This window comes from Candidatus Pantoea soli, from assembly GCF_007833795.1.
Classification (GTDB): domain Bacteria; phylum Pseudomonadota; class Gammaproteobacteria; order Enterobacterales; family Enterobacteriaceae; genus Pantoea; species Pantoea soli.
Genome location: NZ_CP032702.1, coordinates 3,008,122 through 3,028,469, shown reverse-complemented (window position 1 = coordinate 3,028,469; position 20,348 = coordinate 3,008,122). Strand labels below are relative to the sequence as shown.

Annotated in this window: 21 protein-coding genes and 1 other RNA gene; 13 read left to right on the top strand and 9 right to left on the bottom strand. The window is 57.8% G+C overall.

All coding sequences use genetic code 11. The annotated features are described in order from the left end of the window. Window positions 1–36 precede the first annotated feature (36 nt). Together mscS and argO are read left to right on the top strand one after the other, a co-directional pair. A complete protein-coding gene (mscS, locus tag D8B20_RS14085; protein ID WP_145889443.1) occupies window positions 37–909 on the top strand; it encodes a small-conductance mechanosensitive channel MscS in 873 nt (290 codons plus the stop codon). Window positions 910–1,071: 162 nt separating this feature from the next. Beyond that, window positions 1,072–1,695 carry an arginine exporter ArgO gene (gene argO, locus D8B20_RS14080; RefSeq protein ID WP_145889442.1) on the top strand — a complete coding sequence of 208 codons (624 nt, stop codon included), beginning with the start codon at window positions 1,072–1,074 and terminating at the stop codon, window positions 1,693–1,695. A gap of 427 nt (window positions 1,696–2,122) precedes the next feature. Here argO and D8B20_RS14075 read toward each other — a convergent pair whose 3' ends face one another. Next, a complete protein-coding gene (locus D8B20_RS14075) occupies window positions 2,123–2,359 on the bottom strand; it encodes a hypothetical protein (protein ID WP_145889441.1) in 237 nt (78 codons plus the stop codon). 60 nt (window positions 2,360–2,419) lie between these two features. On the opposite strand from D8B20_RS14075, the gene D8B20_RS14070 reads away from it, so the two are divergent. After that, a complete protein-coding gene (locus D8B20_RS14070; protein WP_145889440.1) occupies window positions 2,420–3,118 on the top strand; it encodes an IclR family transcriptional regulator domain-containing protein in 699 nt (232 codons plus the stop codon). Between the two features lie 32 nt (window positions 3,119–3,150). Here the strand turns inward: D8B20_RS14070 and D8B20_RS14065 are convergent, their stop codons facing one another. Both D8B20_RS14065 and D8B20_RS21840 read right to left on the bottom strand, forming a co-directional pair. After that, window positions 3,151–3,621: an MFS transporter gene (locus D8B20_RS14065; RefSeq protein WP_261388034.1), complete on the bottom strand. Its 471-nt coding sequence runs from the start codon at window positions 3,619–3,621 to the stop codon at window positions 3,151–3,153. Between the two features lie 12 nt (window positions 3,622–3,633). After that, window positions 3,634–3,780 carry a hypothetical protein gene (locus D8B20_RS21840; RefSeq protein ID WP_261388033.1) on the bottom strand — a complete coding sequence of 49 codons (147 nt, stop codon included), beginning with the start codon at window positions 3,778–3,780 and terminating at the stop codon, window positions 3,634–3,636. A gap of 221 nt (window positions 3,781–4,001) precedes the next feature. Here D8B20_RS21840 and D8B20_RS14060 point away from each other — a divergent pair, with 221 nt between their 5' ends. Further along, window positions 4,002–4,733: an oxidative stress defense protein gene (locus D8B20_RS14060; RefSeq protein WP_145889439.1), complete on the top strand. Its 732-nt coding sequence runs from the start codon at window positions 4,002–4,004 to the stop codon at window positions 4,731–4,733. Between the two features lie 127 nt (window positions 4,734–4,860). Here the strand turns inward: D8B20_RS14060 and D8B20_RS14055 are convergent, their stop codons facing one another. The 3 genes from D8B20_RS14055 to D8B20_RS14045 all read right to left on the bottom strand — a co-directional run bounded on the left by D8B20_RS14055 (window position 4,861) and on the right by D8B20_RS14045 (window position 7,177). Continuing rightward, window positions 4,861–5,271 (bottom strand): hypothetical protein, encoded by a 411-nt coding sequence (locus tag D8B20_RS14055; RefSeq protein WP_370664133.1) that lies wholly within the window; start codon window positions 5,269–5,271, stop codon window positions 4,861–4,863. 2 nt (window positions 5,272–5,273) lie between these two features. Next, entirely contained in the window at window positions 5,274–5,978 is a 705-nt protein-coding gene (locus tag D8B20_RS14050; protein ID WP_145889437.1) for a hypothetical protein, read from the bottom strand. Window positions 5,979–6,271: 293 nt separating this feature from the next. Beyond that, on the bottom strand, window positions 6,272–7,177 hold the full coding sequence (locus D8B20_RS14045; RefSeq protein ID WP_145889436.1) for a LysR family transcriptional regulator ArgP: 906 nt from the start codon (window positions 7,175–7,177) through the stop codon (window positions 6,272–6,274). Between the two features lie 181 nt (window positions 7,178–7,358). Between D8B20_RS14045 and rpiA the strand changes: the two genes are divergently transcribed. Together rpiA and serA are read left to right on the top strand one after the other, a co-directional pair. Then, entirely contained in the window at window positions 7,359–8,018 is a 660-nt protein-coding gene (gene rpiA / locus D8B20_RS14040; RefSeq protein WP_145889435.1) for a ribose-5-phosphate isomerase RpiA, read from the top strand. A 280-nt stretch (window positions 8,019–8,298) separates the two neighbouring features. Beyond that, on the top strand, window positions 8,299–9,537 hold the full coding sequence (serA, locus tag D8B20_RS14035) for a phosphoglycerate dehydrogenase (RefSeq protein WP_145889434.1): 1,239 nt from the start codon (window positions 8,299–8,301) through the stop codon (window positions 9,535–9,537). Between the two features lie 26 nt (window positions 9,538–9,563). Here serA and D8B20_RS14030 read toward each other — a convergent pair whose 3' ends face one another. The 3 genes from D8B20_RS14030 to zapA all read right to left on the bottom strand — a co-directional run bounded on the left by D8B20_RS14030 (window position 9,564) and on the right by zapA (window position 10,792). Then, on the bottom strand, window positions 9,564–10,169 hold the full coding sequence (locus D8B20_RS14030) for a 5-formyltetrahydrofolate cyclo-ligase (protein WP_145889433.1): 606 nt from the start codon (window positions 10,167–10,169) through the stop codon (window positions 9,564–9,566). 70 nt (window positions 10,170–10,239) lie between these two features. After that, window positions 10,240–10,423, bottom strand: a non-coding RNA gene (gene ssrS / locus D8B20_RS14025) — 6S RNA. Between the two features lie 39 nt (window positions 10,424–10,462). Further along, window positions 10,463–10,792: a cell division protein ZapA gene (zapA, locus tag D8B20_RS14020; protein ID WP_021506660.1), complete on the bottom strand. Its 330-nt coding sequence runs from the start codon at window positions 10,790–10,792 to the stop codon at window positions 10,463–10,465. A 170-nt stretch (window positions 10,793–10,962) separates the two neighbouring features. Between zapA and D8B20_RS14015 the strand changes: the two genes are divergently transcribed. From D8B20_RS14015 to gcvP, 7 genes are all read left to right on the top strand, one after another. Next, a complete protein-coding gene (locus tag D8B20_RS14015; protein ID WP_145889432.1) occupies window positions 10,963–11,544 on the top strand; it encodes a YecA/YgfB family protein in 582 nt (193 codons plus the stop codon). Between the two features lie 48 nt (window positions 11,545–11,592). Continuing rightward, window positions 11,593–12,915, top strand: a complete 1,323-nt coding sequence (pepP, locus tag D8B20_RS14010; RefSeq protein WP_145889431.1) for a Xaa-Pro aminopeptidase — start codon at window positions 11,593–11,595, stop codon at window positions 12,913–12,915. Then, entirely contained in the window at window positions 12,912–14,090 is a 1,179-nt protein-coding gene (gene ubiH, locus D8B20_RS14005) for a 2-octaprenyl-6-methoxyphenyl hydroxylase (RefSeq protein ID WP_145889430.1), read from the top strand. The genes pepP and ubiH overlap by 4 nt, the downstream gene beginning before the upstream one ends. A 20-nt stretch (window positions 14,091–14,110) precedes the next feature. After that, on the top strand, window positions 14,111–15,313 hold the full coding sequence (ubiI, locus tag D8B20_RS14000) for an FAD-dependent 2-octaprenylphenol hydroxylase (protein ID WP_145889429.1): 1,203 nt from the start codon (window positions 14,111–14,113) through the stop codon (window positions 15,311–15,313). 485 nt (window positions 15,314–15,798) lie between these two features. Beyond that, entirely contained in the window at window positions 15,799–16,896 is a 1,098-nt protein-coding gene (gcvT, locus tag D8B20_RS13995; protein WP_145889428.1) for a glycine cleavage system aminomethyltransferase GcvT, read from the top strand. Between the two features lie 19 nt (window positions 16,897–16,915). Next, window positions 16,916–17,302: a glycine cleavage system protein GcvH gene (gcvH, locus tag D8B20_RS13990; RefSeq protein ID WP_145889427.1), complete on the top strand. Its 387-nt coding sequence runs from the start codon at window positions 16,916–16,918 to the stop codon at window positions 17,300–17,302. 97 nt (window positions 17,303–17,399) lie between these two features. Further along, complete coding sequence (gene gcvP, locus D8B20_RS13985) at window positions 17,400–20,273, top strand: aminomethyl-transferring glycine dehydrogenase (protein ID WP_145889426.1); 2,874 nt, start codon at window positions 17,400–17,402, stop codon at window positions 20,271–20,273. The last annotated feature ends 75 nt before the right edge of the window (window positions 20,274–20,348 follow it).

Here is a 20,348-nt window from a genome sequence, read left to right as displayed (position 1 = left end):
ACTTTCCTGCGGGAAACTCAACAACAGGGCTAACAAATGGAAGATTTAAATGTCGTTGATGGCATTCATAACGCCGGCGGCTGGCTGGTGCGTAATCAGGCGCTGATCCTGAGCTATGCGGTGAATATCGTTGCGGCGATCATCACCATCATCATCGGGATGTTCGTTGCCCGTATCATCTCTAACGCGGTCAATCGCGTGCTGCTGGCGCGCCACATTGACGCCACGGTGGCGGATTTCCTTTCCGCGCTGGTGCGTTACGGCATCATTGCCTTTACGCTGATAGCCGCGCTGGGGCGCGTAGGCGTGCAGACCGCTTCGGTGATCGCCGTACTGGGTGCGGCCGGTCTGGCGGTGGGGCTGGCGCTGCAGGGCTCGCTGTCTAATCTGGCGGCCGGCGTGCTGCTGGTCACCTTCCGTCCGTTCAAAACCGGTGAGTTTGTCGATCTCGGCGGCGTGATGGGGACGGTGCAGAATGTGCAGATCTTCTCCACAACGCTGAAAAGCGCAGATGGCAAAATTGTGGTGGTGCCAAACGGCAAAATCATCGCCGGCAATATCATTAACTTCTCACGCGAGCCGATTCGCCGTAACGAATTTATTATCGGCGTGGCCTACGATGCCGATGTGGATCAGGTTATCGGCCTGCTGCGTGACGTGGTGGAAGCGGATGAGCGCGTACTGAAAGAGATGGGTATCCAGATTGGCCTGAATGAACTGGCTGCCTCTTCACTGAACTTTGTGGTGCGCTGCTGGAGCAAAAGTGGCGATCTGCAGAACGTCTACTGGGATCTGATGAAGAACTTCAAACGTACGCTGGATGCGCACGGCATCGGTATTCCTTATCCGCAGATGGATGTGCACCTGCATCAGGTCAGCACGCAGCAGCCGCCGGCACGCAGCGAATAAGCCATGCTGGCAGAGCAGGGCGCAAACCCTGCCATTATGTACACAGGTCGCCGCAGGGCGGCCTTATTATTTCTGCTAATAGCCGATTAAATCTTTCCATTTCCGCTAATATCCGCGCCTCCTTATACTGCATCGCATCTCTCTGTTTCACAGGAAATCATTGTGCTATCTGTTTACTTACAAGGGCTTGCGCTGGGGGCGGCGCTGATCCTGCCGCTGGGGCCACAAAACGCATTCGTCATGAACCAGGGCATTAAACGCCACTATCATCTGATGACCGCGTCTCTGTGTACGCTGAGCGATATTGTGCTGATTTGTGGCGGCATTTTTGGCGGCAGCGCGTTACTGCATCAGTCACCGTTGCTGCTGCTGACGATCACCTGGGCCGGGGTGGCTTTTCTGCTGTGGTATGGCTGGGGCGCGCTGCGCAGCGCGTGGCAGGGCGATACGCTGCTGACCGGCGATGCGGCGCTGAAACAGGGCCGCTGGCGCATTATTGCCACGCTGCTGGCGGTCACCTGGCTCAATCCGCATGTGTATCTGGATACCTTTGTCGTGCTCGGCAGCCTGGGCAGCCAGTTACCCTCGGCGGACACCCGCCGCTGGTTTGCGCTGGGCACGGTGAGTGCTTCCGTGCTGTGGTTCTTTGGCCTGGCGCTGCTGGCGGCGTGGCTGTCACCGCGGCTGCGCACCGTGCGAGCGCAGCGCATCATTAACCTGCTGGTGGGCGGCGTCATGTGGTGCATTGCCTTCCAGCTGGCGCGTCAGGGGATAGCCGCGCTTTGATGCAGGTGCAGGGCGGGAAGGGCGCCGGCGCTGGCCGGCAACGCCAGCCGGAGGTGGCTGAAGCGGACACTGACCGGTATGGCGTGATGGCACAGCGAGTCATGTTTATCGCTGACCTCAGCCAGCAAACCGTTTTCCAGCCATAAGCGATAGTGCGTGATGCAATGGGGCGTGCCCGCCGCCACGTGGCCATCTGGACCGTCTCCATGGCGTAATCGCCGTTATTGATCTGGCGGGTACGCCGGGCAACGCGCCGGTTCAGGCTGTTAAACACCCTCATGATGCCGGGCAGACGCTGGCGGGAAAGCGCCATCTCCGCAGCGGGCTGCTCCGCAAAAGCGATAAACAGATAGCGGCCGCTGTCTGCCAGGTAATCAAACTGCAGGCGTCAGCGGCCCGGGGCGCTGAGCAGATGGTGTGCCACGGTTTATGGCCGAACTGTGCGCCGCGCTCCATCTTTCACTGAACACCGCCGGGGTTTCCGCCCCATACGATGCGCGAACCAGGCCAGAAAGCCGGGGACGCCATTGCCGCTGGCATCACTGAACCGGGCGGTGGCCAGCGCGGCGCAGATGCCCGCCAGTTCGCCGCCCGCCATCAATACATCGGTATGCACAGTCTGTTCGGGGAGGTGATGGCTACCCTGGGAAGAGAATGTTTGCATAGTGGCATGACTCCGGCGTTAACACTGCTAAGATGGGTTTTTTACCGTCAAAGGTGACCTATGTCTTCGCAACCCAATCAAAGCCTGATTGACGGGATTCGCTGCCTGCAATATCTGGTGTCGAGCGACAAAGCCATTGGCTGCCGCGAACTGGCGCGCCAGATGGGCATGAACAGCACGCGGGTTAACCGGCTGCTGATGACCATGGCTTCGGTCGGCCTGACCATGCAGGATGAGCACCGGCGCTATCTGCCGGGGCCGGGCATTCATGCGCTGGCGGCGCAGGCGATTCGCGGATCGTCGCTGTTTGCGCAGGCGCTGCCGCAGCTGGAAGCACACGCGCCGCGCGATATCGTGGTAGCACTGGGCGTGCTGTGGGAAGATCAGGTCATCTATATCTGGCACTCGGAACCGGGTGAACGCACCAGCCAGGCACTGGCGGGTTTCCGTATGCTGCCGGCGTGGCAATCGGTGATTGGCGTGGCGCTGCTGGCGGCAGAACCGGATGAACGGCTGCAGCCGCGCTTCAGTGAGGAACAGTGGATGCAGATAGCGCCGCTGCTGGCCCGCAAGCGCGAAGCGGAACACCTGATTTGGCACCGCGACGATGGCGAGATCAGCATGGCCCTGCCGATCAACAACAACCGGGCCGCGCTGGCATTTGCCAAAATCTGGCAGGCTGATGCCGGTCAGCTGGCGCAGCGTCAGGAGCAGCTGCAAACGCTGGCCCGGTGTATCTCACCTGGCCGGGCGGGCTGAGGGCTTGCCAGCAGCGCGCCGTTCGCCTGCAGCTAACGCAATTCGGCGGCGGAAACGCCGTTATGCTGCGCCGGCCCTCGGTAGAACACCGACCACACCCGCGCCCGGATCATGCCCGCTATCCCGGTTATCAGAAACAGGCCGCGCCAGCCCAGTGCCGCCTGCAGGTGAAACAGCAGCGGCGTCATACAGGCCAGTCCGACAAACAGTGCAGAGGAGTAAATCCCGATGGCGCTGGCACGCTCCTGCTCCGGGAACCCGCTGGCAATCACCCGGTTATTCGACGGCGTGACCGGTGGTTCAAAAGCGCCCACGCCCAGCCGCAGACCAGACAGCGCGCCGACGCTGCTGGCGAGGGCGGGCAACGCCGTCATCAGGGACCAGCTAAACCGCCCGCCGCCGCAGACCAGGCGGACTCCGGGGCGATCAATTAAAAAGCTGCCCGGCATCTGCAGTGCGGCAGAGATCCAGCCAAACGCAGAGAAGATCAGCCCCCTTTCCATCGGTGTGAAGCGCTATTCACCGGCAATGGCGGTGGCGGCAACTGACCGGTTGGTGCGATCCATCTGGTTGATGATGATAGTGATAAACACCAGGCCGGGCATCAGAAAGCGCGTGCGTCCCGCGCGGGCAGCGTGCGGGCCAGTGGGCTGTATGGTCATAAGGCAATGCTCCTGTCACAGCAAAATGTTTCTTTAATGGAAACGTGCGGTGCCGCATCCGGCACAGGCTGTGCCGGTAACTTTGCGATCGCGGCGAGGCTAAATCCGCCGTCTTAACGAACTTTTTGCTAATTTCATAATCAGACCATCACGCAGAGTAATGTGTTTTGGGTTTCGCCATAGTGGCGACCTGCAAATTGAACCTTTCAAGGAGGACTTTCGTGAAACTGAAAGCACTGGCGCTGGCCGCCGCAATGAGTACGGGCGCACTGTCCGGCCTGGTCCAGGCAGGTGAGGTACCCGAGGGGCCGCATGTCGTGACTTCCGGTCAGGCCAGCGTGGATGCCCGTCCGGATATGGCCACACTCTCCATCGTGGTAAATGTTTCGTCGAAAGACGCAGCGGATGCCAAGAAACAGGCGGACGATCGCGTTGCACAATACTTTGATTTCCTGCAGAAAAACGGTATCGAAAAGAAAGATATTGATGCAGCGAATCTGAGCACGCAGCCAGAGTACGACTACACCAAAGACGGCAAATCGGTACTGAAAGGATACCGTGCGGTCCGTCAGGTGCAGGTGACGCTGCGCCAGCTGGACAAGCTGAATGAGCTACTGGATGGCGCGCTGAAATCGGGCCTGAATGAGATCCGCAGCGTGGAGCTGGGCGTGGCCAATGCTGACAGCTACAAAGATCAGGCGCGTAAAGCGGCAATCGCCAATGCCACCCAGCAGGCAAATGCGCTGGCGGAGGGCTTCAACGCGAAGCTGGGCCCGGTGTTTAGTATCCGTTATCACGTCGCAAACTATCAGCCAATGCCAATGGCGCGCATGTACAAAGCCGCAGGCGCGGCGGCCGATACCACCGCACAGCAGACTTATGAGCAGCAAAGCATTCATTTCGACGATCAGGTCGACGTGGTGTTTGAAATCAAACCGAATGCTGCGCAGTAATCTAAAACTGTGAACACCAGCGGCGCAATAAAGCGCCGCTAAATACTTTCTGTACTGTTTATCTGCAGTTTGTCCGCGTTCCATGGAGAGTAACGTGCCTGAAATAGCCAGTGCGCAGCGCTGCAGTTTATTTTTGGGAGAGCTGGATAACGACGTAATCGGGATTCGCGGATGAGTATAATGACACCACGTTATCTGAATCCTCTTTTCGCCAGCACTCAGCAGAGGTATCGCATGTGGCCTGTGGCTTATAGCCTGCCAATTGCAGCCAGCTTTTAAGCTTTTCCGTCTCGGAGGTTCCATCAAATCTGATGCCATAAAGTCTTTTTCGGGCATCATGATTGCTGATGTACTGAAAGCTATAAGTGGAGGAAATACGCGGCATCATTTTAAATAATTCAGGAGTATAATATTCATATTCACGCTTGTCATTTTGGCTATAGTAAGCGCTACTGGCTAATTCCATTTCAAAATAGGGTCGCCATAAGAAAGCGAAAGTAATCACCAGGGCGATAATAAATAATAAAGCAGCTTTCATCTTCACAAACGCATCCTTCCATTGCCCGCACCTACAACAACAAAGGTTTTATCCCGCTGTGGAAGAATAACATTGCCGGATAAAAAGTCATTATAAGGCACAATAGTTAATATAAAGGGAGGAAGCATACCCTTTTGCGGCCGTGCATGAGGAAATTTATCCGGAGCAGGAAATAGCAAAGGCGTGAAGTCTTTAACTTTGAAAGAGCCTGTTTTTCCATAATGATCCCATCGCTTTAATGCCTCTTGTTTGCTGACGGGTTTTAACATGGGAAATGGATTTTGTACCGATACTACCCGATAAAAACCCAAAAGATCGGAAACCAAATCTTCGCCACTGTATCCGCTATCGGTGACCCGATTGACGGGAAAGCTATCCTGAAAAGCTTCAAAAGTTCGTGCCATCGTCATCATCATTGCCAGCGCAATAGATTTTTGCTCCCAGTCTGGACGGCCATGTTTAATCCGCCAGGTAATTACCTTACCCGCGCGAATTAAGCCATAAGGGGAAGACATGCCTTGTGAGTAGGTAACATCGTAATACTTATTCCCTGAAGATTCACCCTGACGAATACTGCGCATTACCGTGCGAATATCGTCGCCGCGGGCATGGCCCAGGTCAATCCAGCCCAATACTTCAGTATATACCAGGCCTCCACGGGCAAAGGCAGCTTCCCGTCCATCAATGATATCCTTTCTTTCACTCATATTTTATCTCGCTTTTTCATCATCGCTGCTGCTTACTCAAGGTGGCAGGAAAGTCTCAAATACAGGCAGAGCGGCGCAGGAGAATACGAGACATGTCTCGATTTAAATCGCAGACATTCATAAAGCTAATAAGGGCGGATTTCAGATAGTTTTCGCTGTATGTGGCACTGATAAAAAAAGAATCTGGCCGCAGAGATGGCAGAAAATATCGCTATCGGGTATGACGTGATGAGAGACGGGCGTAGTGCTGTACGCCCTGCTGGTACGATATGGAAACCTGAGCGGCTAAAGGTTTATACGGTCACCGCATCCTGGCGCAGCACGCGGTGCCCATGCGCAATCAGCGCATCGGTTACGCTGCGCATCAGGCGGCTTTCCGGCGCGAAGCGGTGCCAGTAAAGCATACGGCGCTGATACAGACCCGGCGTCAAATCCACCAGTTCACCCTGCGCCAGTTCGCGCTCAATCTGCAGGTGCGGAATCATGCAGCACACTGAACCCTGACGCGCCAGCTGCACAAAGGCTTCAGATGAATTGACGATGTGGCAGGGAACGCTGCCCGGCGACAAATCAAAATTCTGCTGCAAAAACGCCTGGTGCATATCGTCCAGATGATCAAACGCAACGGCGGGCGCTTTGAGCAGTGCCGAACGCGTTACGCCATTGGGAAAGTAGCGCGCCGCAAAATCCGGTGAGGCGCAGAACAGGTAATCCAGCGCACCCAGCTGATCCACCAGGCAGCTCGGCAGCGGCTGCGGCTGAATACTCACCGCGCCCACAACTTCACCACGGCGCAGGCGCTCCTGGGTGCGGGTTTCGTCTTCCACCTGCAGATTCAGGCGCACCGGGGAATCCGCCAGCACATCTTTCAGCGCAGGCAGCAGCCAGGTGGCCAGACTGTCGGCGTTAACGGCCAGCGACAGCAGCAGCGGCGTCGTGCCCCCGTTGTCATCACCCAGCCACTCCTCTTCCAGCAGTTCAACCTGGTGCAGCAGCGCCAGCAATTTTTGCCCCTGTTCGGTAGGGCGCGGCGGTACGGTGCGCACCAGCAGCGGCTGTCCAAACAAATTTTCCAGCTGCTTGATACGCTGCGAGACGGCAGACTGCGTAATACATAATTTCTGGGCGGCGCGCTCAAAACCGCGCTCGCGAATGACTGCATCCAGCGCCTGAAGCGTTCGATAATCCGGGCGTTTCATTGTTGTTCTCTCTCGTTCAGGGTGGAAAGTACTATGCCATAAAAGCGTCAGCCTGTGCGGTCAGCTCTTTTTTGCGGGCTGGCTTCCAAAGGCGAAAACCGGGGGCTAACAGTCGCGCATTTTCACGGCGCCTTGTTTTATACTACGCGCACTTCGATGTCGCACAGGTTTTAAACATACCATGACCCAGGATGAACTAAAAAAAGCGGTTGGTTGGGCAGCGCTGCAGTATGTGCAGCCGGGCACCCTTGTTGGCGTAGGCACCGGTTCAACGGCCGCGCATTTCATTGATGCGCTCGCGACCATCAAACATCAGATTGAAGGCGCGGTGTCCAGTTCAGAAGCCTCCACGGCGAAGCTGATCTCCCTGGGCATTCCGGTGTTTGACCTGAACAATGTGGATGCGCTGTCGGTCTACGTGGACGGTGCCGATGAAATCAACCCGCAGATGCAGATGATCAAAGGCGGTGGTGCTGCACTGACGCGGGAAAAAATTATCGCTGCGGTGGCAAAAACCTTTGTCTGCATTGCCGATGCCTCTAAAGAGGTGGATATCCTTGGGCGTTTTCCTCTGCCGGTAGAGGTGATTCCAATGGCGCGCTCCTACGTGGCGCGGGAACTGGTGAAGCTGGGCGGCCAGCCGGAGTATCGCCAGCATGTCGTAACGGACAACGGCAACATTATTCTCGACGTGCATAATCTGCGCATCCTTGACCCTGTTGCACTGGAAACACGCATTAACGCGCTGCCCGGCGTAGTGACTGTGGGTCTGTTCGCTTCGCGCGGGGCGGATGTGGCGCTGATTGGTACAGCGCAGGGGGTAAAAACCCTGACGCGCTAAGGGCACTGGCGCGACATTGCGCGCCAGTTATTTCCGGCTGCAAAACATCTTTTCTTGCGGTGATGAAATTTGGTGACTTATGTCACAAATAGGTCATCAACAGCAGGTTCGTACTTCGCGTCTCACGCATATCACGATTTTGTATGGATTTGTGCTGTCCCGGCGCGGGCGCATGCTGGCGCGCAGGCAATCGTTTGTATTGCCGCGCCTGAAAATTTTGATATTTTGACAGAAGGCTGGCTTATGACAGTCCTCGTTGAATTCTGAATAGGGTCGGGAAATGGCAAAGGTATCACTGGAAAAAGACAAGATTAAGTTCCTGCTGGTGGAAGGCGTTCACCAGAGTGCGCTGGATAACCTGCGCGCTGCAGGTTACACCAATATCGAATTCCACAAAGGCGCGCTGGATGCAGAATCCCTGAAATCCTCCATTCGCGATGCGCACTTTATTGGTATCCGTTCCCGTACCCAACTGACCGAAGAGATCTTCGCTGCGGCTGAAAAACTGGTCGCGGTCGGCTGCTTCTGTATCGGTACTAACCAGGTTGATCTCAACGCTGCGGCAAAGCGCGGCGTGCCGGTTTTCAACGCACCCTTCTCCAATACCCGTTCGGTTGCAGAACTGGTGATTGGCGAAATGCTGCTGATGCTGCGCGGTATTCCGGAAGCCAATGCCAAAGCGCACCGGGGTATCTGGAACAAAGTAGCCACCGGTTCTTATGAAGCGCGGGGTAAAAAGCTCGGTATCATCGGCTATGGCCACATCGGGATGCAGTTGGGCGTGCTGGCAGAAAGCCTGGGTATGCATGTGTTCTTCTATGACATTGAGAATAAACTGCCGCTGGGCAATGCCACGCAGGTGCGCCATCTCTCTGATTTGCTGAACATGAGCGATGTCGTCAGCCTGCACGTGCCGGAAACGGCGTCAACGCAGAATATGATTGGTGCGGAAGAGCTGGCGCTGATGAAGCCTGGCGCACTGCTGATTAACGCAGCACGCGGGACGGTGATTGATATTCCGGCGCTGTGCCATGCGCTCTCCAGCAAACATCTGGCCGGTGCCGCTATTGACGTGTTCCCGGTTGAACCGGCCACCAATAGCGATCCTTTCAACTCACCGCTGTGTGAATTTGATAACGTTATCCTGACGCCACATATTGGCGGCTCCACGCAGGAGGCACAGGAGAATATCGGTCTGGAAGTCTCCGGCAAGCTGGCAAAATACTCCGACAACGGTTCAACGCTGTCAGCGGTGAATTTCCCGGAAGTTTCGCTGCCCATGCACGCAGCCAGCGCCAGCCGCCTGCTGCACATTCATGAAAACCGTCCGGGGATCCTGACAGCGATCAACCAGATCTTTGCCGAGCAGGGCATTAACATCGCGGCGCAGTATCTGCAGACCTCGCCGATCATGGGCTACGTGGTGATCGATATTGATGCGGAAGAAGAGGTGGCGGAGAAAGCGCTGCAGCTGATGAAGGCCATTCCAGGCACCATCCGCGCCCGTCTGCTCTACTGATGATTCAGGGCGCTGCGGCGCCCTTTTTATTTGCCTGGCGTTTCCCACTGCCATAGCCCTGACGGCGTCAGAATCGCCGGCAGCGGCACATCCCACTCTGCCACTGGCAGCTTCTCCACGCGCTGACAATCATGTGCAATACCCACCGGCAGGCATCCGTGCTGTGACCAGTTTTGCAGCGTGCGATCGTAAAAGCCTCCGCCCATGCCCAGCCGTTGTCCGTCATCGTCAAACGCCACCAGCGGCACCAGCATCACATCCAGCGCATCCAGCGTGGCCATTTGGGTGATATCCAGCGGCGGCTCCGGGATGCGCAGACGGTTAGGGCGCAGTTCGGTTTCCGGCGTATAGCGCATAAACAGCAGATGGCCGGAAGCAAACGGATGTAGCACCGGCAGGTAGACCTGTTTTTTCTGCTGCCACAGTTTGGCAATCAGCGGGCGGGTATTGAGTTCGCCATCCACAGAGAGAAACAGCGCAATACGGCTGGCCTGTGAGACAGGGGCAAAATTCAGGGCATGTTCGGCCAGCAAATCGGCGGCCTGTTCCTGCTGCTGGGATGTCAGATTGCGGCGCAGATGACGCACGTGCTGACGAATATCCTGACGATCGAGAAGAGTAGGTGCTGACATGATGTCCCCGGCTGATAAGGCAGTGGTCTGCCACTTTATCACACCGGGAATAACAGAATGGAACTAAGAGGAGATCTCCGAGATGCCGCCGCAGGCTGTAACCCTTGAACCCTTGGTTCAAGGTGAGTATGCCGTCGTAACCATCAGGCTTCTCGGACGGACCGAGCATGCTCACAGGCTACAGAGCGTCACACTCTGTTGGTATGAAATATCGGCTCAGGGGACTGGCCCGCTTGCAAACATCTCAGAGAAAATTGACTTCACCGTCACTCTGACACGAGAACCATGAAGTATTATTCGAATTTAGGGCCCTGGCGTTCGGTTATGCGACCTTGCTCAACTAATGCCTGTTCAATGGTCTGCTGCAGCATACGGATACGTTGTTCCATGTTGGCTGCATAGTCGCGCGTCTTACCTTTTTCCTGCGCCAGCTCGTGGCAGATGTTTAACGCGGCGATGAACACCAGTTGCTCTGTATTTGTGACTCTAGTGCGAACTTTTAAATCTTGCAACCGTTGATTGAGATCCTCTGCGGCCAGATTCAGCGCATCTTGCTGTTCAGGCGGACAATTCACTCTCAATGAACGACCAAAAATCTGAATATCTACCGGTTGTGCAGACATGCCACCATCCTGACTGATTACTTCGTTCGCATCTCCCTTACCTGTCAATGGGTTGGGAGGTGCGCAACTATATAGACCCGCGTGATAAGTTACAACCCCTTTTCTGGAAACCCTGAGGCACCTGGTGGTAGCATAACACGAACTTATTCTGCCAACGACGACCAAAGCTTATGTCTTTACAGAACGCAACACCCACTTACAACGCGCTGGCCGCAGCACTTTCCCAGCAGGGCGTGGGAATGACGCCCGCCGAGATGCACGGACTGCTGTGTGGCATTCTGTGTGGCGGCAATCAGGATAGCAGCTGGAAAACCCTGGTTCACGATCTGACGAATGAAGGCGTAGCTTTTTCGCAGAGCCTGTCGCAGCCGCTGCAGGCGCTGCATGAAAACCTGAGCACCACACTGGACGAGGATGGCTTCCTGTTCCAGCTCATGCTGCCCGATGAAGATGACATTACCGTGTTTGATCGTGCCGATGCGCTGGCTGGCTGGGTCAATCACTTCCTGCTCGGGCTGGGAGTAACCCAGCCTAAGCTGGATAAAGTGACCGGTGAAACCGGTGAGGCGATTGACGACCTGCGCACCATCGCTCAGCTTGGCTACGATGAAGATGAAGATCAGGAAGAGCTGGAACAGTCGCTGGAAGAGGTGATCGAGTATGTGCGTGTGGCAGCGCTGCTGTGTCACGATACCTTTACCCGTCCGCGTTCGCCAGCCGCACCGGAAGTGCAGAAACCCACGCTACACTAAGCGCGTCAGCCGGGCAGGTTGCTGCCCGCTTCAACAGGGAGTGCAAACATGATTACACTGGAAACGTTCCGGCAACGTCGTCAGGCGCTGATTTCCCGCATGGTGCCGGGCAGCGCCGCTTTGATTTTTGCTGCACCTGAAGTGACGCGCAGCAACGACACCGAATATCCCTATCGTCAGAACAGCGACTTCTGGTACTTCACCGGCTTTAATGAGCCGCAGGCGCTGCTGGTGCTGATCAAAAGTGACGATAAACATAACCACAGCGTGCTGTTCAACCGGGTCCGCGATCTCAGCGCGGAGATCTGGTTCGGCCGCCGGCTTGGCCAGGAGGCAGCACCCGCCAGGCTGGGTGTGGATCGCGCGCTGCCGTGGGATGCGATTGGCGAGCAGCTGCACCAGCTGCTGAATGGTCTTGATGTGGTGTATCACGCGCAGGGCGCGTATGCCGAAGCCGACAAGCTGGTTTTCAGCGCGCTGGAAACGCTGCGTCGCGGCTTCCGGCAGAACCTCAGCGCGCCGGCTACCGTTACGGACTGGCGGCCGTGGGTGCATGAAATGCGCCTGTTCAAAAGTGAAGAAGAGATTGCGATTCTGCGGCGGGCAGGTGAAATCAGCGCGCTGGCGCATACCCGCGCAATGCAGTGCTGCCGTCCGGGCATGTTTGAGTATCAGCTGGAAGGCGAAATCCACCATGAATTTACCCGTCATGGCGCGCGTTTCCCTTCTTACAACACCATTGTCGGCTCCGGTGAAAACGGCTGCATTCTGCACTACACCGAAAATGAAAGCGAACTGCGCGACGGCGACCTGGTATTGATTGATGCGGGCTGTGAATTTCACGGTTACGCCGGCGATATCACCCGCACCTTCCCGGTCAATGGCCGCTTTACGCCGCCGCAGCGGGAGATTTACGACATTGTACTGGCCTCGCTGTACAAAGCGCTCTCCATGTTCCGTCCGGGTATCAGCATCCATGATGTGCAGGATGAAGTGGTGCGTATCATGATTACCGGCCTGGTGGATCTCGGTATTCTGGAAGGCAACATTGACACCCTGTTTGAAGAGCAGGCGCACCGTCCGTTCTTTATGCATGGGCTCAGCCACTGGCTGGGGCTGGATGTGCACGACGTAGGTCATTACGGCACGTCGGTGCGCGATCGCATTCTGGAGCCGGGCATGGTGCTGACCGTTGAGCCCGGACTGTATATTGCTCCGGATGCCAAAGTGCCGGCGCAGTACCGCGGCATCGGTATCCGCATAGAGGATGACATCGTGATTACCGCTGACGGCAACGAAAACCTCACCGACAGCGTGGTCAAAGACGCTGACGCCATTGAAGCCCTGATGGCCGCGGCACGCAGCGCATGACGATTCTGATTGCAGGCGGTGGCATGACCGGGGCAACGCTGGCGCTGGCGATTTCGCATCTCACCCAGGGCCAGCTGCCGGTCACACTGATCGAACGCAGCGAGCCGGAAAGCCGCGCGCATCCCGGCTATGACGGGCGGGCGATTGCGCTGGCGGCGGGTACCTGCCAGCAGCTGGCGGATATCGACCTCTGGCGCTCCCTGGCGGACTGCGCCACGCCCATTACCACGATTCACGTCTCCGATCGCGGCCACAGCGGATTTGTGCAGCTGAAAGCGGCGGATTACCAGCTACCGGCGCTGGGCAATGTGGTGGAGCTGTTTGATACCGGTCAGCGGTTATTTCGCCGCCTGAAAAGCGCGCCCGGTGTCACGCTGCGCTGTCCGGATAGTGTCGCCAGCGTAAGCCGCAGCGCGGAGTGCGTGCAGGTGACCCTGCACAGTGGTGAGCAACTTAGCGGTGCGCTGCTGGTGGCGGCGGATGGTTCACGCTCCGCACTGGCGGCCGCCTGCGGCATCCGCTGGCAGCGCGAGGATTATCAGCAGCTGGCCGTCATTGCCAACGTTTCCACGCAGCTGCCGCATCAGGGGCGCGCCTTCGAGCGTTTCACCGAACACGGCCCGCTGGCGCTGCTGCCGATGTCCGGCAACCGGCTGTCGCTGGTGTGGTGTCACCCGGCGGCAGCCGAAGCCACCGTGCGGCAGTGGGATGATGCAACCTTTCTGCGCGAACTGCAGCGCGCCTTTGGCTGGCGTCTGGGGCGCTTTACGCACACCGGCCAGCGCGAATGCTATCCGCTGGCGCTGCAGACCGCTGACCGGCAGGTGACTCACCGGCTGGCGCTGGTTGGCAACGCCGCACAGACGCTGCATCCGATCGCCGGGCAGGGGTTCAACCTCGGTTTGCGTGATGTGATGTCGCTGGCAGAAACGCTGGCAGCGGCGCACCGTCAGCAGCAGGATCCCGGCAGCTATGCGGTACTGCACCATTTTTCCGCGCGTCGTCAGCCGGATCGCAGCACCACCATCGGTGTGACCGATGGGCTGGTGCGCGTGTTTGCCAACCGCTATGCGCCGTTGGTGGCAGGACGAAATCTTGGGCTGGTGGCAATGGACCACCTGCCGTGGCTGCGAAACCCGCTTGCCGTGCGTACGCTCGGCTGGGTGAAGCGTTAAGCATGAATTAAGGGGCAGCGATGCAAACATTTGATGTGGCAATTGCCGGTGGCGGCATGGTGGGGCTGGCGGTTGCCTGCGGTCTGCAGGGCAGCGGCCTGCGCGTCGCCGTGCTGGAAAAAGCCGCCGCGCCACAATTTGATCCGGCGGCAGCGGCCTCCATTCGCGTGTCGGCGATTAATGCGGCCAGCGAGCGCCTGCTGCAAAAGCTGGATGTCTGGTCTGCCATCCTTGCGCTGCGCGCCAGCGCGTATCACGGCATGGAAGTCTGGGATCAGGACAGTTTTGGTTCCATCAGCTTTGACGATGAGCAGCAGGGCCTGTCGCACCTCGGGCATATTGTTGAAAATGACGTCATCCACAGTGCGCTGTGGCAGCGCGCCAGCCAGTGCAGCGATATCACGCTGCTGGCACCGGCCGCGCTGCAGCAGGTGGCATTTGGTGAAAATGAAGCCTTTGTGACCCTGCAGGATGGCGGCATGCTGACCGCCCGTCTGCTGGTTGCCGCCGATGGCGCGCACTCGTGGCTGCGTGATAAAGCCGATATCCCTGTGACGTTCTGGGATTACGAGCACCATGCGCTGGTGGCAAATGTCCGCACTGATATGCCGCACGACGCCATTGCGCGGCAGGTGTTTCACGGCGACGGCATTCTGGCGTTTCTGCCCATGCAGGACCCGCACCTGAGTTCGATTGTCTGGTCGCTGTCGCCGCAGGAAGCGTCGCGTATGCAGTCGATGCCGGAAACCTTATTTAATCAGCAGCTGTCAGTGGCGTTTGATATGCGGCTGGGGCTGTGTCAGGTGGAGAGCGAGCGTAAAACCTTCCCGCTGATGGCACGTTATGCGCGCAACTTCGCGGCGCATCGCCTGGCGCTGGTGGGGGATGCGGCGCACACCATCCATCCACTCGCCGGCCAGGGGGTGAATCTTGGCTTCATGGATGCCGCAGAGCTGATTGGGGAAATCCGGCGTTTGCATCTGGCTGGCAAAGATATCGGTCAGCATCTTTATCTGCGGCGTTACGAGCGCAGCCGTAAACACAGCGCGGCGATGATGCTGGCCGGGATGCAGGGCTTCCGCGAGCTGTTTGCCGGTACCCATCCGGCGAAAAAGCTGCTGCGGGATGTCGGGCTGAAACTGGCCGACACGCTGCCCGGTGTCAAACCGCGGATGCTGAAACAGGCGATGGGCCTGAATGATATGCCCGCCTGGATTCGCTAATCCTTTCGTACACGGCACCTTTGGGTGCCGTTTTTTTTACCCGGGGTGACCTGCCAGCGCGTCTTTTTCTCCCCACTGCTCATCGTCTCTCAGCCGCACTGCCTGCTGCGCACTTCTGTGGTGCAACATGGCTCTGTTGTTGACCTTCGTTTGATTTATTCTAATTTTACCTGCCGATTCGCATTAGTTTATCTCATGTAATAAAAATCTCTCTGCCGGAGTTTTTCAGCGGTGTGCTGTCGCCATTCCATTTATTTGCTGTGGTAAAGGTTGGTTGTTGTATTTTGTGCGTGGTTAATCACACAAATCCAGTGAATTATGCTGCATGCTGAAGGACGTCTCACTGTGGTGCAGCCTGCGTTCGCCCTCGTTTTACTCATGGTTAATTACGGCATTCGGTGATAACGTCAGGGCAAGGATAACGTTTGCGTCGGCGCTCAGCCGCGGCGCAGGCCGCCACATTCACTTGTTTTCACAGGATGGTTATGACTCAGCAAACGCCTCTCTATGAACAGCATCAGGCCTGCGGTGCACGCATGGTGGATTTCCACGGCTGGATGATGCCGCTGCATTATGGCTCGCAAATGGACGAGCACCACGCCGTGCGCCGGGATGCCGGCATGTTTGACGTTTCCCATATGACTATTCTCGATTTGCACGGTGCCCGCACCCGCGAATTCCTGCGCTACCTGCTGGCAAATGATGTCGCCAGGCTGACCCATCCCGGCAAAGCCCTGTATACCGCCATGCTTAACGCCTCAGCGGGCGTGATTGACGATCTGATTGTCTATTTCATGGCAGAGGATTTTTTCCGCCTGGTGGTGAATTCGGCCACGCGAGAAAAAGACCTGGCATGGATTACCCGGCATGCGCAGGCGTATAGCGTGAACGTCACTGAACGTGACGATCTGGCGCTGATTGCCGTACAGGGGCCGCACGCGCAGGAGAAAGCGCAGACGCTGTTCAGCGCCGCGCAGCGTGAGGCAGTGGCCGGCATGAAACCCTTCTTTGGCGTGCAGGCCGGTGAACTCTTTATCGCCACCACCGGCTATACCGGCGAAGCCGGTTACGAAATCGCGCTGCCGGCAGCGCAGGCGGCGGCATTCTGGCAGCAGTTGCTGGCCGCCGGGGTTAAACCTGCCGGACTGGGCGCACGCGATACGCTGCGGCTGGAAGCTGGCATGAATCTGTACGGTCAGGAGATGGATGAAGCGGTGTCGCCGCTGGCCGCCAACATGGGCTGGACCCTTTGCCTGGAGCCGGCAGATCGGGATTTTATCGGTCGCGAGGCGCTGGAAGCGCAGCGTGAAGAGGGCACTGAAAAGCTGGTCGGACTGATCATGACCGAAAAAGGGGTGTTGCGTAACGGTCTGCCGGTACGTTTCACCGATCAACAGGGTCAGCCGCAGCAGGGTATTATTACCAGTGGCTCCTTCTCACCGACGCTGGGTTACAGCATCGCGCTGGCGCGCGTGCCTGCGGGCATCGGCGAGCAGGCCATTGTGGAGATCCGTCATCGCGAGATGCCGGTCAAGGTTACCAAACCCGTTTTCGTTCGCGCCGGTAAGCCGGTCGCTCAGTAATTTTTCAGGAGAAATGGCGATGAGCAATGTGCCAAATGAATTGAAATACCGTGACAGCCACGAGTGGGTGCGTAAAGAAGCCGACGGCACTTACACCGTGGGCATTACCGAACACGCGCAGGAACTGCTGGGCGATATGGTATTTGTCGATCTGCCCGAAGTTGGTGCCAGCTTCGCCGCCGGAGATGACTGTGCGGTGGCGGAATCGGTCAAGGCCGCTTCTGACATCTACGCACCGCTGAGCGGCGAAATTGTCGCGGTGAATGACGCCCTGAGCGACGCGCCGGAGCAGGTCAACAGCGAGCCCTACGGTAACGGCTGGCTGTTTCGCCTTAAAGCCAGTGACGAATCAGAACTCGACACCCTGCTTGATGCCGATGCCTATAAAGCGTCAATCGACGAGTAACCGGTAGTCTGAAGGTGCTGCACTGCAGCGCCTTCTTTTTTCTCTGCCTGATTTAATGCCATTTTTGTAACCCAGCCCGATTCAGGATGTACTGCAAATGACTCAGACTCTCAGCCAGCTTGAACACAACGGTGCTTTTATTGAGCGCCACATCGGTCCCACCGCGCAGCAGCAGACCACCATGCTGGAAGCCATCGGCGCCAGCTCGCTGGCTTCGCTGATTAACGCTATCGTGCCTGCCGATATCCAGTTGCCTGGCCCGCCGGCCGTGGGCGAGGCGGCGACCGAACAGCAGGCGCTGGCGGAGCTGAAAGCCATGGCCAGTCAGAACCAGCGTTACAAATCCTGGATCGGCATGGGTTACAGCGCGGTGATTACTCCACCGGTGATCCTGCGCAACATGCTGGAAAATCCGGGCTGGTACACCGCTTACACGCCGTATCAGCCGGAAGTTTCGCAGGGCCGTCTGGAAGCGCTGCTGAATTTCCAGACCCTGACGCTGGACCTGACCGGACTGGATATTGCCTCGGCATCCCTGCTGGACGAAGCCACGGCGGCAGCGGAAGCCATGGCGATGGCAAAGCGCGTCAGCAAGCTGAAAAACGCCAATACCTTTTTTATTGCCGATGATATTCATCCGCAAACGCTGGACGTGGTGCGTACCCGCGCCGAAACCTTTGGTTTTGAATTGATCATTGATCGTGCCGATAAAGCGCTGGAGCACGACAACCTGTTTGGCGTGCTGCTGCAGCAGGTAGGCACCAGCGGTGAAGTGCACGACTACCGCGATCTGATCGCCGCCCTGAAAACCCGTCAGGTTGTCGTCAGCGTGGCCGCTGATTTCATGGCACTGGTGCAGCTGGAAGCGCCAGGTAAGCAGGGCGCAGATATCGTCTTCGGCTCCGCGCAGCGCTTCGGTGTACCGATGGGTTACGGCGGGCCGCACGCGGCTTTCTTTGCCAGCCGCGATGCGTACAAGCGTTCGATGCCGGGCCGTATTATCGGCGTTTCCCGCGATGCCGCCGGCAATACCGCGCTGCGCATGGCGATGCAGACGCGTGAACAGCATATCCGCCGTGAAAAGGCCAACTCCAATATCTGTACTTCACAGGTGCTGCTGGCAAACATTGCCGGTTTCTACGCGGTCTACCATGGCCCCGCTGGCCTGAAGCGTATCGCGTCGCGCATTCACCGTCTTACCAGCATTCTGGCCGCCGGGCTGCAGAAAGGCGGCCTGAAACTGCGTCACGCCAGCTGGTTCGATACGCTGACGGTAGACGTCGCCGATAAAGCCGCGGTGCTGAATCGCGCCCTGAGCTTTGGCGTTAACCTGCGCAGCGATCTGCTGAATGCCGTTGGCATCACGCTGGACGAAACTACCACGCGTGAAGATGTGCAGACGCTGTTTGCGATTCTGCTGGGCGATGCACACGGCCTGGATATCGACGCGCTGGACGCGGCAGTGGTGGCAGAGAATCCTGCCATTCCGGCCGGTCAGCTGCGGAGCAGTGAATTCCTGACGCATCCGGTCTTTAACCGCCATCACAGTGAAACCGAGATGATGCGTTACATGCACAGCCTGGAGAAAAAGGATCTGGCGCTGAATCAGGCGATGATTCCGCTGGGCTCGTGCACCATGAAGCTGAACGCCGCGGCGGAAATGATCCCGATCACCTGGCCGGAATTTGCCGAGCTGCATCCGTTCTGTCCGGCGGAGCAGGCGGGTGGCTATCTGCAGATGATCGGTCAGCTGTCCCGCTGGCTAGTGCAGCTGACCGGCTATGACGCGCTGTGCATGCAGCCGAACTCCGGTGCGCAGGGCGAATATGCCGGCCTGCTGGCGATTCGCCGCTACCACGAAAGCCGCAACGAAGGCGGCCGTACCCTCTGCCTGATTCCGGCGTCTGCCCACGGCACCAACCCGGCTTCGGCACAGATGGCGGGCATGTCCGTGGTCGTGGTGGCCTGTGATAAACAGGGCAACATCGATCTGGGCGATCTGCGGGAAAAAGCGGCGCAGGCGGGCGATGCGCTCTCCTGCATCATGGTGACCTATCCTTCCACGCACGGCGTCTATGAAGAGACCATTCGTGAAGTGTGCCAGATCGTGCATCAGTACGGCGGCCAGGTCTATCTTGACGGTGCCAACATGAACGCCCAGGTTGGCATTACCACGCCAGGCTATATCGGCGCGGATGTCTCGCACCTGAACCTGCATAAAACCTTCTGCATCCCGCACGGCGGCGGCGGACCGGGTATGGGACCGATTGGCGTGAAAGCGCATCTGGCCCCCTTTGTACCGGGCCACAGCGTGGTACAGATTGATGGCGTGCTGACGCAGCAGGGGGCCGTTTCTGCGGCGCCTTTCGGCAGCGCCTCCATTCTGCCTATCAGCTGGATGTACATCCGTATGATGGGGGCGGAAGGGCTGAAGCAGGCGAGTTCGGTTGCGATCCTGAATGCCAACTACGTCGCCAGCCGTCTGCAATCGGCCTATCCGATTCTCTATACCGGCCGCGATGGCCGCGTGGCGCACGAATGCATTCTGGATATTCGTCCGCTGAAAGAGAAAACCGGTATCAGCGAGCTGGATATCGCCAAGCGCCTTATCGACTACGGTTTCCACGCGCCGACGATGTCGTTCCCGGTGGCCGGTACGCTGATGGTTGAGCCGACGGAATCGGAGAGCAAAATCGAGCTGGATCGCTTTATTGATGCGATGCTGGCTATCCGCATGGAGATTGATCGCGTGGCTGCAGGCGAGTGGCCTGCTGATGATAACCCGCTGGTTAACGCGCCGCACACGCAGAAGGAACTGGTGGGCGAATGGACGCATCCGTACACGCGCGAACTGGCGGTCTTCCCGGCGGGCAGCGCTAACAAGTACTGGCCGACGGTTAAACGTCTGGACGATGTGTTCGGTGACCGTAACGTGTTCTGCGCCTGCGTGCCGATGAGCGAATATCAGTAACCGCTGCGTGGCGGAACGGTGCCGGCTTGCCGCCGCGCCGTGATTCAGGTTACAACAGAATAGCAAACAGAGACG